This is a genomic window from Buttiauxella sp. B2, assembly GCF_006376615.1.
Lineage (GTDB): Bacteria > Pseudomonadota > Gammaproteobacteria > Enterobacterales > Enterobacteriaceae > Buttiauxella.
In genome coordinates this window covers 185618-201473 of sequence record NZ_VEXQ01000004.1, presented here as the reverse complement: position 1 = coordinate 201473, position 15856 = coordinate 185618, and the positions used below count along the sequence as shown (strand labels likewise).

At 51.6% G+C, this 15856-nt stretch carries 12 protein-coding genes; 5 read left to right on the top strand and 7 right to left on the bottom strand.

Going from position 1 to position 15856, the window contains the following annotated elements; genetic code table 11:
• Positions 1-53 precede the first annotated feature (53 nt).
• From selA to yiaY, 3 genes are all read left to right on the top strand, one after another.
• The gene (gene selA, locus FH968_RS07485) at positions 54-1442 is read left to right on the top strand and encodes an L-seryl-tRNA(Sec) selenium transferase (RefSeq protein WP_139878511.1); all 1389 of its coding nucleotides are present in this window, start codon (positions 54-56) and stop codon (positions 1440-1442) included.
• Entirely contained in the window at positions 1439-3286 is a 1848-nt protein-coding gene (gene selB / locus FH968_RS07480; protein ID WP_139878510.1) for a selenocysteine-specific translation elongation factor, read from the top strand. The genes selA and selB overlap by 4 nt, the downstream gene beginning before the upstream one ends.
• Positions 3287-3484: 198 nt before the next feature.
• Positions 3485-4636 (top strand): L-threonine dehydrogenase, encoded by a 1152-nt coding sequence (gene yiaY, locus FH968_RS07475; RefSeq protein WP_139878509.1) that lies wholly within the window; start codon positions 3485-3487, stop codon positions 4634-4636.
• 89 nt (positions 4637-4725) lie between these two features.
• On the opposite strand, the gene FH968_RS07470 is transcribed toward yiaY, so the two are convergent.
• The gene (locus FH968_RS07470) at positions 4726-6264 is read right to left on the bottom strand and encodes an aldehyde dehydrogenase family protein (protein ID WP_139878508.1); all 1539 of its coding nucleotides are present in this window, start codon (positions 6262-6264) and stop codon (positions 4726-4728) included.
• 188 nt (positions 6265-6452) lie between these two features.
• Here FH968_RS07470 and FH968_RS07465 point away from each other — a divergent pair, with 188 nt between their 5' ends.
• Positions 6453-7322 carry an ROK family protein gene (locus FH968_RS07465; protein WP_139878507.1) on the top strand — a complete coding sequence of 290 codons (870 nt, stop codon included), beginning with the start codon at positions 6453-6455 and terminating at the stop codon, positions 7320-7322.
• 67 nt (positions 7323-7389) lie between these two features.
• Here FH968_RS07465 and FH968_RS07460 read toward each other — a convergent pair whose 3' ends face one another.
• Positions 7390-9357 (bottom strand): glycoside hydrolase family 127 protein, encoded by a 1968-nt coding sequence (locus FH968_RS07460; RefSeq protein ID WP_139878506.1) that lies wholly within the window; start codon positions 9355-9357, stop codon positions 7390-7392.
• Positions 9358-9366: 9 nt separating this feature from the next.
• Positions 9367-10770, bottom strand: a complete 1404-nt coding sequence (locus FH968_RS07455) for an MFS transporter (protein ID WP_139878505.1) — start codon at positions 10768-10770, stop codon at positions 9367-9369.
• A gap of 243 nt (positions 10771-11013) precedes the next feature.
• Here FH968_RS07455 and FH968_RS07450 point away from each other — a divergent pair, with 243 nt between their 5' ends.
• On the top strand, positions 11014-11838 hold the full coding sequence (locus tag FH968_RS07450; protein ID WP_139878504.1) for an AraC family transcriptional regulator: 825 nt from the start codon (positions 11014-11016) through the stop codon (positions 11836-11838).
• A gap of 65 nt (positions 11839-11903) precedes the next feature.
• Here FH968_RS07450 and FH968_RS07445 read toward each other — a convergent pair whose 3' ends face one another.
• The 4 genes from FH968_RS07445 to FH968_RS07430 all read right to left on the bottom strand — a co-directional run bounded on the left by FH968_RS07445 (position 11904) and on the right by FH968_RS07430 (position 15742).
• Positions 11904-14012 carry a YjbH domain-containing protein gene (locus FH968_RS07445; protein ID WP_139878503.1) on the bottom strand — a complete coding sequence of 703 codons (2109 nt, stop codon included), beginning with the start codon at positions 14010-14012 and terminating at the stop codon, positions 11904-11906.
• On the bottom strand, positions 14009-14758 hold the full coding sequence (locus FH968_RS07440; protein WP_139878502.1) for a capsule biosynthesis GfcC D2 domain-containing protein: 750 nt from the start codon (positions 14756-14758) through the stop codon (positions 14009-14011). The genes FH968_RS07445 and FH968_RS07440 overlap by 4 nt, the downstream gene beginning before the upstream one ends.
• Entirely contained in the window at positions 14758-15402 is a 645-nt protein-coding gene (locus FH968_RS07435) for a YjbF family lipoprotein (protein WP_139878501.1), read from the bottom strand. The genes FH968_RS07440 and FH968_RS07435 overlap by 1 nt, the downstream gene beginning before the upstream one ends.
• 64 nt (positions 15403-15466) lie before the next feature.
• Positions 15467-15742 carry a hypothetical protein gene (locus FH968_RS07430; protein ID WP_139878500.1) on the bottom strand — a complete coding sequence of 92 codons (276 nt, stop codon included), beginning with the start codon at positions 15740-15742 and terminating at the stop codon, positions 15467-15469.
• Positions 15743-15856 lie beyond the last annotated feature (114 nt).

The following is a 15856-nucleotide window of genomic DNA, read 5'->3' as shown; positions in this document are numbered from 1 at the left end:
GGGATAACTCCCCCTGTAAACTACCGTTAAATTTCACGACTCTGCGGCTTGCCATGACTACCCATCGCACCTTGTACAGCCAACTTCCAGCAATCGACAGACTGCTACGCGACGCCTCATTCAGTGCTTTGCTAAGCAACTTCGGCCACACTCAGGTGGTTAACACGTTACGGGAAATGCTGGAGGCCGCACGAGAATACGTCCGCTTGCAGGATAAGCTCCCGCCGTGGAATGAAGATTGGGCAGCACAGGTGCGGGCAAAACTGGAAGCGAGTAAGCGTTGCACACTCCAGCCGGTGTATAACCTGACTGGCACTGTGCTGCATACCAACCTTGGCCGGGCTTTGCAGGCGGAAGTGGCTATTGAAGCCGTAACGCACACTATGCGTTATCCGGTTACACTGGAATACGATCTGCACGGCGCAGAACGCGGGCATCGTGATCGGGCGTTGGCAGATTTGCTCTGCGAGATTACCGGCGCGGAAGACGCCTGCATCGTCAATAACAATGCAGCGGCGGTGTTGCTGATGCTCGCTGCATGTGCCAGCGGGGCAGCAGTGGTTGTTTCACGCGGCGAACTGGTGGAAATCGGCGGTGCATTTCGTATTCCGGATGTGATGCGTCAGGCAGGTTGCCAGTTGGTGGAAGTCGGCACCACGAACCGCACGCATTTGAAAGACTATCGCCAGGCCGTAAATGAAAACACCGCACTCCTGATGAAAGTCCACACCAGTAATTATCAAGTTGCAGGCTTCACCAAAGCCGTTGATGAAGCTGAACTGGTTGCCCTTGGCAATGAGCTAAATATTCCTGTGGTGACCGATTTGGGTAGCGGATCGCTGGTCGACTTAAGCCAGTGGGGATTACCAGAAGAGCCAATGCCGCAACAACTGATTGCCGCAGGGGTAAGTCTGGTCAGCTTCTCGGGTGATAAACTGCTCGGCGGGCCGCAGGCTGGCATTATCGTCGGCAAAAAAGAGCTTATCGCCCGCATCCAAAGCCATCCGCTCAAACGTGCATTACGCGCTGATAAAATGACTTTGGCAGCACTTGAAGCCACTCTGCGTTTGTATCAACACCCTGAAACGCTGGTCGAAAGATTGCCAACATTGCGCTTATTAACCCGTGATGTCAGTGAAATCACAGAGCTGGCACAACGCCTGTGCCCTGCGCTCCAGGACAAATTTGGCGAGCATTTTATTGTTCTTGTCGAACCGTGTTTATCGCAAATTGGCAGCGGCTCGCTGCCGGTAGACAGATTGCCCAGCACCGCGCTGACGTTCACGCCAAAAGATGGCCGTGGCACCACGCTTAGCACGCTCACACAGAGTTTGCGCGTGCTATCAAAACCTATAATAGGCCGCATCAGCGATGGGCGTTTATGGCTGGATTTACGCTGCCTTGAAGATGAATCTGGATTCATGGAGAACCTGAACCCATGATTATTGCTACCGCCGGGCACGTTGACCACGGCAAAACCACCCTGCTGCAAGCCTTAACGGGCGTGAATGCTGACCGTCTGCCGGAAGAGAAAAAACGCGGCATGACTATCGACCTTGGCTATGCGTACTGGCCGCAACCCGATGGTCGCATTCCTGGTTTTATTGATGTGCCGGGGCATGAAAAATTTCTCGCCAATATGCTGGCTGGCGTCGGTGGCATTGACCACGCGCTGCTTGTGGTCGCCTGTGACGATGGCGTAATGGCGCAAACTCGCGAACACCTCGCCATTTTGCAATTAACCGGAAAACCTTCGCTCACTGTCGCCTTAACCAAAGCCGACCGGGTGAGTGAAGCGCGCATTAATGAAGTCCGGGAAGCGGTGCTCGGTGCACTCAAAGAGTTTGGCTGGCAGGATGCGGTTTTGTTTGTCACCGCAGCGACCAACGGCACAGGCATCGATGAACTACGTGAGCACTTACTCGCACTGTCAGAACGCGCACACCCACGCCAGCATCGTTTCCGCCTCGCCATTGACCGTGCTTTCACAGTGAAAGGCGCGGGCCTGGTCGTGACAGGAACCGCACTGAGCGGTGAAGTGAAAATTGGCGATATGCTTTGGTTAACCGGTGCTGATAAGCCGATGCGCGTGCGTGGTTTGCACGCTCAGGATAGCAAAACAGACACCGCATTTGCCGGGCAGCGCATTGCGCTCAATATCAGCGGTGATGCCGAAAAAATGGATATTAAACGCGGTGACTGGTTACTGGCAGCGCAGCCACTTCAGCCTGTAGAGCGCGTGATTGTTCAGTTACAAAGCCACGCACCGCTGCAACAATGGCAGCCACTGCATATTCACCACGCCGCCAGCCACGTCACCGGGCGTATTTCGCTTCTGGAAGACGACCTCGCCGAACTGGTTTTAGATGTACCGCTGTGGCTTGCAGACAACGACCGTCTGGTACTTCGCGATATCAGCGCTCGCGTTACTCTGGCAGGTGCGCGGGCCATCCTGCTACATGCACCGCGCCGCGGTAAACGTCAGCCAGCATTTCTTGCCTGGTTGCAGCAGCTTAAACTCGCTGAAAACAACCAACAGGCACTCGATATCCATCTGCAGCGCAGCGCCGTTACGTTGAACGACTTCGCGTGGGCGCGGCAGCTCACGGCTCAAGGTTTACAAGAGCTGCTGTCTCATAACGATTATCTTCGCGCTGGCAATAGTTTGCTCAGCGATGAAATGGCCGCACGCTGGAAACAGAAACTGCTCGATATCATGGAACGTTATCATCAACAACATGACGACCAACCAGGTCCTGGGCGTGAGCGCCTGCGTCGCATGGCATTGCCGGGTGAAGATGAGCCTCTGGTTCTGGCGCTTATAGAAAAAATGCGCCAGGAGGGGCTACTGGCAAGCCGTCAGGGCTGGCTGCATTTGCCGGACCACAAACCAGGGTTCTGCGCCGAGCAACTGGCGATATGGCAAAAAATGGATGCATTATTTGGCGATGAGCCATGGTGGGTGCGCGACCTTGCGCGCGAAACGCAGCAAGATGAGCAAGCTATACGCCAGCTGTTGCGCTTTGCCGCACAGCTTGGGTTGGTGACGGCAATCTTAAAAGATCGTTACTATCGAAACGATCGGATTCAAACGTTCGCCAATATGATCCGCGAGCTGGATCAAACCCAGGGCGCCACCAGCGCCGCCGACTTCCGCGACCGTCTGGGCGTGGGCCGTAAACTCGCAGTACAAATTCTCGAGTACTTTGACCGCATTGGTTTTACCCGACGTCGTGGTAACGACCACTTGTTACGCGACAAAGCCCTATTTTTGGCAGAAAAGTAATTTTTAATACATCACTGGCACGAATAACTAAACATCCGGTGATGTATTTATCATTATGATTAATAAACAATAAATAACAAAAAAACCTGTCGATATATTCGTTTTGCGGCATGGATTCCATTTTCTCCAAACCCGCCTTTAATTCTCAATTTATAGGGATATGTTGTCAGCCATCATCATTAACTAAGGATAGTGACTATGGCCGCAACAACGTTTTATATCCCTTCCATCAATATTATGGGTACGAACTGCCTCAACGATGCGCTTAACAACCTCCGCGAATATGGTTTGCAACGGGCGTTAATCGTCACCGATTCCATGCTTGCGAAGCTTGGGATGGCAGCCCAACTGCAAAGTGCATTAGAAAGCCGGGATATCCAAAGTTTCGTGTTTGATGGCACCCATCCGAACCCAACCACCGGCAATGTTCAAGCCGGGCTGGCACTGCTGCGCCAACACAATTGCGACTGCGTGATTTCGCTTGGCGGTGGCTCACCGCATGACTGTGCCAAAGGTATTGCGTTAGTTGCCACTAACGGTGGGAAAATCAATGATTACGAAGGTGTAGATCGCTCAAAACACCCTCAACTGCCGATGATAGCTATTAATACTACGGCTGGTACTGCATCAGAAATGACGCGTTTTTGCATCATTACCGACGAAGAACGCCACATCAAAATGGCCATTGTTGATAAACACGTTACGCCGATCATGTCAGTAAACGACTCTGCACTGATGGCGGGAATGCCGAAATCATTAACCGCGGCCACCGGTATGGACGCTCTGACCCACGCCGTGGAAGCTTATGTTTCTACTGCGGCAACGCCAATCACCGACGCCTGCGCCTTAAAAGCCGTGACTATGATCTGCAAAGCGCTCCCCGTCGCGGTTGAACAGGGTGGCAACGAGCAAGCTCGCGAAGATATGGCCTACGCACAATTCCTCGCCGGGATGGCCTTTAATAACGCCTCGCTCGGATATGTTCATGCAATGGCGCATCAGCTTGGTGGTTTCTATGACCTGCCACACGGCGTCTGCAACGCAGTGTTGCTGCCACATGTACAGAAATTCAATAGTACGGCTGCTGCGGGTCGCTTGCGTGATGTCGCTGAGGCAATGGGCGTGGAAGTTAAAAACATGTCCGAACAGGAAGGAGCTCAAGCTTGCATCAAAGAGATTCAGAAGCTGGCAAGCAAGGTCAACATCCCAACAGGCTTACGCCACTTGAATGTAAAAAAAGAAGATATTCATGAGCTTGCAGCGAACGCGTTAAAAGATGCCTGCGGATTTACCAACCCGATTCAAGCCACTCACGCAGAAATTATGGCGATTTATTTGGCTGCGATGTAACGTCCAGGCAAACTTGTTTCGTAGGTCGGATTAGCGTAAGCGCCATCCGACAATTCTCTCCCTTTTCAGGGAGAGAATTTCCAGCCCCGTCAGAACAACCCTAACGGCTTATCAGAGTAACTCACCAATAGACACTTGGTTTGCTGGTAGTGATCCAGCATCATTTTGTGGGTTTCACGCCCGATACCGGATTGTTTATAGCCCCCAAACGCGGCATGTGCTGGATAAGCATGATAGCAATTGGTCCACACGCGCCCAGCTTGAATGCCTCGGCCCATTTTGTATGCCAGATTGCCGTTGCGGCTCCAGACACCTGCACCCAAGCCGTATTCGGTATCATTCGCCAGTTCCAGCGCTTCTTCTACGGTTTTAAAGGTCGTCACGGCGAGCACCGGTCCGAAGATCTCTTCCTGGAAAACGCGCATATTATTTTTGCCAAACAGGATAGTTGGCTCGAGGTAATAGCCGGCTTTCAAGTCACCTTCCAACGATTTACGACGCCCGCCCGTCAACACATCTGCACCTTCTTTCTTACCGATGTCGATGTAGTTAAGTATGGTTTCCATCTGCCCTTGCGAAACCTGCGCACCCATTTGCGTGTGTAAGTCTAGCGGGTTGCCGCTGCGTATGGATTCCACGCGGCGAATTGCGCGTTCCATAAAGCGTTCGTAGATAGATTCCTGCACCAGTGCGCGACTCGGGCAGGTACAGACTTCGCCCTGATTGAAGGCAAACAGCGCGAAACCTTCCAGTGCTTTGTCGAAGAATGCGTCTTCTTCGTCCATCACGTCGGCAAAGAAGATGTTCGGAGATTTACCGCCCAGCTCCAGCGTAACGGGGATTATATTCTGGGTCGCATACTGCATGATCTGCTGGCCCACTTCAGTGGAGCCCGTGAACGCAACTTTGGCGATACGCTTTGAAGTCGCCAAATATTCGCCGATTTCACCACCCGCACCGTTCACCACGTTGATGACGCCCGGCGGCAATAAATCACCCACCAGCTCCATCAACAACAGAACCGACAACGGCGTAAGACGCGCCGGTTTCAACACTATGCAGTTGCCTGCGGCAAGTGCTGGGGCCATTTTCCAGCTCGCCATCAACAGCGGGAAGTTCCACGGAATAATTTGTGCCACCACGCCAAGCGGTTCGTGGAAGTGATAGGCCACAGTATCGCCATCAACTTCACTGATCCCGCCCTCTTGCGCACGAATACACGAAGCAAAATAACGGAAATGGTCAATGGCCAGCGGCACATCTGCGCCACTGGTTTCACGAATAGGTTTGCCGTTGTCCCAGGTTTCCGCCGCAGCCAGCAGCTCGATATTCTGTTCCATACGGTCAGCAATTTTCAGCAGGATATTGGCGCGTTCCTGAACGGACATTCCGCCCCAACCTGCTTTGGCTTCATGCGCTGCATCCAGCGCTAAATCAATATCGCCTTTGCTGGAACTGGCTATCTCGCACAACGGCTGGCCTGTTACTGGAGTCAGGTTTTCGTAGTATTTGCCGTCGACAGGTGGAACCCATTGGCCACCAATAAAATTGTCGTAACGCGGTTTAAGTTTGAGCGGGAAACCATACTCGCCGGGGATAATTCGGGTATCGGGAGGATTATTTGTCATGTGTGTCTCCTTGTCGTTTGCACTCTCAAGCGTAGTTGGCAGTGGTGGTTTCTTCGCCAATGTTTGAAGGCTTTACGACACAGGTCACGGATTAATAATTGAATGATTCAGAGTAATCAGCCAGCAGGCAGTAGGTTTTGATACATACTTAAAGATTACCTTTTCCCGTTTCGCTACAAGGATTGCTCATGCGCCTGTTTATAAGTTTCGATGTAGGCGGTACCCATGTTAAGCATGGTTTGTTCACTGAAGAGGGGGAGGTGCTGATAGCCGAAGAATATGACACGCATTACGACAGACAGCAGTTTCTGGATGCCTGGCAAAGCGTGGTGGCAGGTTATAGGCAGCATAATGAAATTGCCGGTATTGCTATTAGTTTCCCCGGTTACATTAATCCGCATACCGGAAATGTCCCCAAGGCGGGCGCGCTTACGTTTCTTGATGGCAGCAATTTACTCGAAATTTTTGGCGGCCTGACTGACCTTCCCATTACCGTTGAAAACGATGCCAACTGTGCGGCACTCGGCGAGATGTGGCTGGGTGCTGGCAATGAATATGATTCGCTGGTCTGCGTCACCATTGGGACGGGCATCGGCGGCGGTATTATTGTGAACCGTGAGCTGATGCGCGGTTCACATTTCCGCGCTGGCGAATTTGGTGTGTTGCCGGTGGGTAAATATGGTGAAGATATGCACCAACTGGCCTCTGCCAAAGGGCTGATGGACGCGTGTCGCCGCGAGATGAATATTCCCGCTGAAGAGAAAATTCATGGCAAAGACATTTTCGCTCGCGCCGAAACAGACCTGCATATTCAGGGCGTTATCGACAATTGGGTGAAATATCTGGCGCGTGGGATTTATAGCGTAGTGTCACTGTTTGATCCGCAAGCCATTTTGCTGGGTGGCGGTGTCAGCACGCAGCCGATGCTGTACCCGATGCTCGAGCGCCATCTGGAAGGATTTAAGTTTTGGGATGTGCTGAAAGTGCCGATTCGCCCATGCAAACTGGGGAACAAAGCGGGAATGCTCGGTGCAGTTTGGTTGGCCAGGCAGAAATAGAAAGCATGAACATGGAAATTAAACGATCGTCGGGATCTTAAATCGTACAGATCCCGGCGATCGAAACTTATTCGCCGTTAACCCAAATCCGCATTTCCCCTTCACCACGGTTTGCCCAACTAAACCATGGAATAAAGGTCAATTTCTTCGGTTCGGCTTTCACCGGCGATTTATCGTAGTGGTACAACGCTTGTTGGTCGGCGTTCTCACTTGCCATCCGCAGGCCGTCGGCCTGAATCAGCACTTTATGAGCGAAGATACCTTTGCCTTCAATCAGGCTAAATGCACTCTCTTTTGGTAACCATAAATTATGCAGCTCTGCGCTGTTATCCGCTTCTTCCAGGCAATACACCAGCGGCCCGCGCTGCACCGCGACTTTCCCGGCAATGTGGCGCAATAACGGGTTACCGTACACACGGCGAACCGGCATTGGCAGCGTTAAAGTGATTCGGTCGCCCTCTTGCCATTCACGATTAAGATGCAGATAGCCTTTGCGAATTTCGCCTTTGCAGCTTTCGCCATTGAGCAGCACTTGTGGGTTTTCACACCAGTCTGGCAAGCGTAGTGCGACTGTATGTTTTACCGGCCGCGCAGACGTAACGGCAATTTCGACCTGTTCATGCCACGGATAATCACCGCTAATTTTCAGACGTAATTCTTTATCACCCACCGGTACTTCCATTTCGTTACCGACATACAGATGCACATACAGCGCGTCCGGCTGCGGCGTGTAAATGTAATGGCCGAGTGAAGTCAGCACGCGAGCAATATTGGGTGGGCAGCAGGCGCAGCCAAACCAGCGCTGGCGAACCGGTTTTACATGATCATAAATATGGTTAAACGCCAGGGTTTTCGGATGCACTTCCAGCGGATTAACGTAGAAGAAGTGCTTGCCATCCAGCGCCATTCCGCCAAGAACCGTGTTGTATAACGCTCGCTCCATGACGTCAGCAAAGCGGCTGTCGGCTTCCATTTGCAGCATGCGGCGGGCATACATCATCAAGCCAATGGACGCGCAACTTTCGGCATAAACCGTGTCGTTTGGCAGGTCGTAATCCGAGCTGAACGCTTCACCACTGCTTTGCGAGCCAATACCGCCAGTAATGTACATCTGGCGCTGCACCATGTTGTCCCACAGACGCAGGCAAGTCTGGCGTTTGTCTTCGTCTTTATGCAGACGCGCAAGGTGCGCCACGCCCGCCATCAGATAAACAAAACGCACCGCATGGCCAATCGCGGTTTGCTGCAATGCCAACGGTTCATGCGCCTGGCTATAGGCTTTATCTTTCACCATCCACGCCGGGCCGTGAATGTTCCAGTGCGAGGTACGCCCACGTTTTTCATATTCAATATCGTAGTAATGCGGCGTAGTTCCCCGTTCCTCAACGAAATAATTCACCAGTTCCAAATAGCGGCGGTTGTCTGTCACTTCATATAAACGCATCAGTGCCAGTTCGATTTCCGGGTGTCCTGGGTAGCCATGGAGCTGGTTTTCGCCCCGGCCAAACACGCTGTCGATATGGTCGGCCAGACGGCAAACAACATCCAGCAAGCGACGTTTTCCTGTCGCCTGAAAGAACGCGACACCCGCTTCAATCATGTGTCCGGCACAGTAAAGCTCGTGGCATTCAGCAAGATTCGTCCAACGCTCAGATGGGGCTTTCACGGTGAAATAGGTATTGAGATAACCATCTTCACACTGTGCCGCCTCGACCAGTTCGATTACGTCGTCGGCGGTTTTTTCAAGCTCCGCATCCGGTTTTTGGCACAGTGACCACGCCACCGCTTCCAGCCATTTCGCCACGTCACTGTCCTGGAAAACCATGCCGTAGAACTCGCCTTCTTTGCGTCCTGCTGCTATTTCAAAGTTTTCGATGGCATGGCTCGGGTCGGCCTCGGTAATGCGGTCATTTAAGGCATCCCATTGATAAGGAATCACCACGTCGCGCACCAGTCGTTGATACTGGCCTAAAAACGCATCGGTCACTTTAAGTTTGTGCAGGTCAACTTCCTGTAAAACATCTGGCTGATTCATAACAACTCCTCAGGCGGTCTGGACATGGCGCTGACGTAAGTCAGTAGAGATCTGCGCCATCATTGGATTATTTAAGCGGCAACGGCGAATCGCCAGAGCCAGCAACAAGTGGAATACGGCAGGTAGTAATGTTTCCAGCGCAGTAATGCCGGACAACGACGCAGCCGTTTGATGTTCAGGGCCGGGTTGATACGCCACGAAGATAAATACCAGGCTGATGATCCCGGCACTGGCGGCCCAGGCGAGTTTGATAAAGAACAGGTTAAAGGCGAAGTTCATGCCGGATGAACGCACACCGGTTTTCCACTCGCCGTAGTCATCGGCAAACGCCATGATGGAAAAGTGCAGCGGCAGGGTAAAGCCAAGAATGATGCCGTTAGCCAGAATGACCAGCAGCCACAAAGTCTGGAACGCAGCACCTGTAGGCAGAAGCCACATACCCACTGCCAACGCTGCCAACACCAGGTTGGTGTAGTAGTAGAGTTTTACGGTATCGAAACGCTTAGCCAGTGGGTTCACAATCACCGCGCCAAGAATCGAGGCGAAGGTCACCATGGTAAAGAACAGCGAGGCAAACCCAGTGCTGCCTTGCAACACATAGGTGATGAAATACATGTAGCCGCCGCCGCGCAGGTTAAACACGTTGATCAGTAGGAACGACATCACCAGGCTAAGTAATAACTGGTCATTTTTTCGCAAGCCTGCCAGGTGTTCGCGCAGGGTAAATTTGCCCATCAGCGCCAACGGCACACGTTCGCGAACCCAGAAGAAGCAGCATAAGAACATGACCACCGCTACCGCGCACAGCACGCCGACGCCCATTTGGTAACCTTTTGCTGCGTTACCCTGGCCGATAATGTCCACCAACCATGGCAGGCCAACCGACACCAAAAAACCCGCCACACCGCACAACACAAAACGCCAGGACTGGCAGGAAATCACCTCGTCGTGACGCGTAGTCATGGTGTTAATCAATGCGCAGTACGGCACATTGATGGCGGTATAACTTATAGAAAGTAAAAGGTAAGTGCCAAATGCCCAGAGGATTTTCATGTTGGCGCTAAGGTCGGGTACGGTAAACGTCAGCACACCGATAACGCCAATCGGCACAGCTACCCACAGCTGCCACGGACGAAAACGGCCGAACCGGCTTTGCGTGCGGTCAGCAAGAATACCCATCAGTGGGTCGGAAACGGCATCAAAGACACGCAGAGCGATAAACAGTGTGCCAACTATGGCAGGAGTTAATCCAAATACATCGGTGTAGAAAAAGGTCAGGAAGTTCATGATAAGACAGGTAATTACGGTACCGCCTGCATCACCTAATCCGTAACCTATTTTTTCGCGTACAGAGAGCCTGTCATTTAAAGCCGACGTAACAACATCAGTATTATTTATAGGGGTAGAGGTCATGATTTACGCCTCGCATCATCTTCGGGTTAGACACCTGGAATTGTTATTTTTGTATTTGCAAAGTACCCGAATAATTTTGCACTCAACCTACGTCCTCACAAGGCGAGAGAAAAGTATAAAAAGATGACAATTCCGACCTGAAGATAAAACTGTGAAGGAGATCGCCAAACACGATTAGCAATCCCACCACTCGGTTCACTTTCTCTACACTACAAAGAAGAATTGAATTAAGAGAAAACTTAATTGCTTGATTTAAAAATATCTTTACCGATAACGGTGCAAAATGGTGGCTTATTCATTTCGCGTGGCGTGGGCAGCCATCCGCAGCGAGAACTGGATTCATGGGAATTGATTTTCGTTGAAAAAGGGACACTTACGATCCGTGAAGATGACACGCTATTCAGCGTTAAAGAGGGTGAAAGTTTATTGCTGTGGCCACACCGGAAACACATTGGGGTTGGAACATTCCCGGCGGATTTAAAATTCTATTGGCTACACTTTGAGCTCAATGAACAACGCGAAAAACTATCCGATTATTCTGTTTCGCTAATATCGTTACCACAACACGGAAAGGTCCTTAATCCTCAGTACGTTATTTCTTTATTCCGCCAGTTTTTAAGTGAACAAGAAGCTATTACCCGCAGTAATTCTCTGGAATTAATTTTATTGCTGATCATGCAACAACTTTCAGTCGCGGCGAACGACAGTTCGCAGGCAGATAACAGCGGTATAGCGCTGGCATACAAAGCGCAGCAGTTAATTCGCACGCAATTTCATTTCCCGGTTTCCACCTCAACGCTTGCCAACCAATTGCACTGCAATGCGGATTATCTCGGCCGTGTTTATCGCCAGACATTTCAGCTCACTATTACCGAGGCGATTCACCGCCAGCGCGTATTGAGTGCGGAAAAGATGTTGATCACCGACTCCTGCTCCTTGAGTGAAGTAGCAGAACGTTGCGGATTTCAGGATGTGGGGTATTTCAGGAAGGTATTTCGTAAAGCGATGGGATTAACGCCCGCCGCATGGAAGCGGCGCTATTGTAAGGTGCATATTAATTCGGATTAGGACGGGGATAAGCCAAAAGACTGGAATCATTCCGGCCTTATGGCTTATTGACAGGGCAACTACGTTTACTGCGCGCCTCGCGCATCCGTGAAGTCATACAACGAGTAACGTTTCTGCAGCGGCTGGCCACCGTCGCGCGTCAACGGAACCCAATTGAAACCTGCGTGCGTATTGGTTGGACGGGTGCTCAGCAAATCCAGTGGAATCGAAATATAGAATCCTTTGGTGAAACTGCCTTCGCCGTAATCGTGTGACGAAACGTCAGTCAGCGTGGCATAAGCCCCGGCAGTGATCCCACTTGCGAAACGGCGAGACACATCGAACGTGCCGCCTGTATCACCCGCCAGATAACGGCCAACGCTCACTTTTACCAGGAACTCATCTGCAAACCACGGTTGCCAGTAACCCGTCACATGCCCGGTCGTGACGCTGTAATCCGCCATTTTCATCGGATCATTCCAGTCACGCTGTTTCACCCAGTTAAGATCAGCACCCACAGCCCATTGTTTGTCTAGCGGACGGTACAGTACTTCGCTACCCACACCGGCAAACATCATTTCCAGGTAACCGCCGTAGTTCTGCATATACCAACCCTCAGCCACTGCGCCAATGCGCGTGAGCTGCAAGTTGTTCAGATACAGATCGCTACTATCAACGTAGGAACGAATATGCGTACGCACCTGCGGGATATGGCTGTCTGGTGGTGGTGCGGTGAAATTGAACTTATCGTAGTTGTTGTACAGATTGAGCCATGCCACACCGCCAACAGTCCAGTTATCGGTAAGCTGATAATCAACGCTACCACTCAATGCAAACTGGTACATGTAGAACGATTCTGGCCCGCCAAACGACTGGTTTAACAACGGCGACCAGTTGAAACTCCATGGCGATTTTTTATCAGCAAACTGTGCCTGAACATTCTGCGGCTGTTGTGGCTCTTGCCGAACATCAATGTTTTCTGGCGGCAGGGCACCCACCGGCACACCGCTTAATGCGTAATCCAACGAAGCAACGTCACTGTGATGGCTAACCAGAGGCAGACGGTTGTTATTTTCAGTAACCACAATCTGACGCGTGCCTTCCGGCAGGCTATTCATCATGATGCGATTAGCACGTTCAACCCCTTCGGCACGGTCACGGTAATCCGTTTGTTCACCCGTGATGTAAACCGTATCCCCTGCCCGCTGAATTGCCGGCGAAGAAAAACCAGCGTTATCACGCAATGCGCTGAGCTGTGCACTAGCAACTTGCGGGTCAAGATCAGCAGGCTGAGTAGCAGGATTAAAGACCGGTTTCGATGGTTTTTGTGCCGGGCTACGCATGGATTCAAAGTTGGTGTTTAACGTCACGCCGAAGGTCAGCGTATTGCCGCGCTCATAACCAAGGTTCAGGTCACCCCAGTCACTCAAGCGATACAACATCCCTACGTTAATCGGCGAGTCTTGCGCCAGTCGGCCTGCGCGATCATCACGGTAATTATTGCCGTCGTATTCCACTTTAAAGCGCAATGGCTGCCATGGTGTTTGGTATTCCACACCACCGAAAATTGCCGCAGGGCCGTGGAAGAAACGGTCTGCATCAATCTTGCCACCACTGCCGCTATAGCCTTCATCACGCTGGCAAAAACGGTCACTCGCTTTGCACAATGGGTTGGTGATATTGCCGCTATTGGCAACATAACCCCAGCCCATGCCGAGAGATAAATCAAACGGCCCAACCGCTTTGGTGGCAACCAGATATTCGCTGTCAAACAGCCCGGTACCGCCAATATCTCTGAATCCGAGCGATATATCTGGTGTCCAGCGCGTTTCTTCCCACAGGCGGGCTTTGAGATCAATGGCTTTATCTTTATAGGTTTGGTCGCCACTAAAATCTTCTGCCCCGTAACGGCGAGTACGCACATCGCTGTAACGAATAGTCGTTTCCAGCCAGGGCATTAACTGCAGCGATAACGACCAGAAACGATACTGATCGTTATCGCGATAGTTCACGCTGAAATCCCCAGAAGGTGCCATGCGCGCGGTAGGTGTTTGCAGCAACCCGACACCGCCAAAGTCTGACTGAGAAGGTGTGACATAAGGGGTGTACAACGGTGTGCCCCAGTTGGCGTTGGCAGCAGTACTAAAGCCGCCAAGAGACAGCGCAATCATAGAACCGAGAGTAGTGAGCTTCATGGTGCGACAGTCCGTTGTATAAGCAAGTGGATGATGTCCTGGTTCAGGGTTTGATAACCCTGCGGTAATGCGGAGGTTTGCAGGTTCAACCAAATCTGGCTGCCGGGCTGTGGCTCATGGTAGCGACGATTCCAGTAACCCGTGGCAACCGTCTCCGTTGTGCCGTCTGGCGCGATTACCGTGACGGTATCTGCATCGATACCCGGCTGCTGTTGGTCAACGTCCACATAGGCGGAAGTCTGCTGGCCTGCAACCCAGGCCACCGTAGTGCGCGAACTGTTCCACAAATTCAGATCGCGCTGGGGAACAGTGCTGATGTACAGACGATAATCACCAGCAAGCTTTGGCGAAAACTCAGGCTTTAGACGTACTACGTCCGGGTCCAGCGACAACGGATACGCACCAACTACTTTTAGCCCTGCAATACGCTGGTGTAATACATTAATGCGTTGCGCCTGGAGGTAATCACCCTGCGCGCGCAACTGATCGGCAAGCGTTGCAAGTTTTGCGACCAGCTGCTGCTGACGCTGTTGCTGGTGTGCATCGCTTAACGGTGTGGAAAGCTGTGCTGCGCGCCAGTCGATACCGGCAGGCAGCACTGGGTTAGTGACCAACTCGCTCAAGTCGTTAGCGTTAACGGTTGCTGTGGAACAAGCGGGCTGACAAATAAGGGTGACTTGCCCCTGGCTGTAACTCAACGGGGCGACCGCCAGCAGAGTGGCGGCGAGCAATAGAGGTTTCATCATCAAGACCAGGGTTTGAGTAGAGTGAGTGACCACACCTGGCCGTGAGGATGCAGGGTTTGTTCGCTGTGAACTATCTGGCCGGTTTGTGCATCAACCCAGTAACGCTGGGTATAACTGGCACCGTCTATTTCAGCTGTAACGTGCTCTTCGAGCAGGCGGTAATTGCGGGTGGCGCCAAGCACTGTGAACTCTTCCGTGCCTGCCCAGTGGAAACGTGAAGTGACTGATGCGGCATGGAAGGACTCTTTCTGCCATTGCGTTTGTGATTTCCACTTCAGCCCTTCCTGAATCGTTAACGGGTTTGTTAACGGATCGGGTGAAGCGTTTTCAAGGGTCAGCAAATTATCCGGGAAACCGATGGTTTTAATAATGCGCCCATGACGGGTGGCAACCATTTTAGAATCGGCCGTAAGCCATTTCTGAATATTGTTTTCATTCCACGCCAGTATGATAAATGCCAGTGGGCCGTCATCCACTTTAAGTGACATAGAAGCATAGGGGACGCGAGCGACTTTATTGCTATCGATATCCGCATCCTGCGAAGTTAAAGACTGTGTAATAGTCTGATAAACAAAACCAGGGCGATATTGGCTACAAGCGCTGAGCAAAATAACCGCGCAGGCCAGGCATATTTTTTTATACATATTAGACGCCGTAAGCTGGCAAAAAAATGGGGCTCGAAAAGAACCCCATGTATAAGGAAAGGAATTAGCGCGTGGAGGTAGTAGTGCTGGTGCTGGTGCCACCGTTGCTGCCACCACGGTTATTGCTTACTACTGCAGCAGTAATAGCAATTGCACCAACAGTACCAACACCGATAGCAACACCAGTGCCTGTTGCCATACCAGCGGCAACGGTAGAAGTACCCGCTGCAGTACCAGTTGTGCCTGTAGTTCCCGCTGCTGCAGTTTCAGTCGCAGCCATGGAAGCCATAGGTGCTGCCAGAGCACACAGCATCAGCGCACATAATTTACTCATTTTCATTTAAAGTCCTCGGTTATTGTTTCATTGGTGTATTTCCCTAGTGAAATAAATTCCACGCAGGGAAGGGTATTAAGTACAGATAAATACTAAGTACAAAGAGTGCCATGTGGGTAA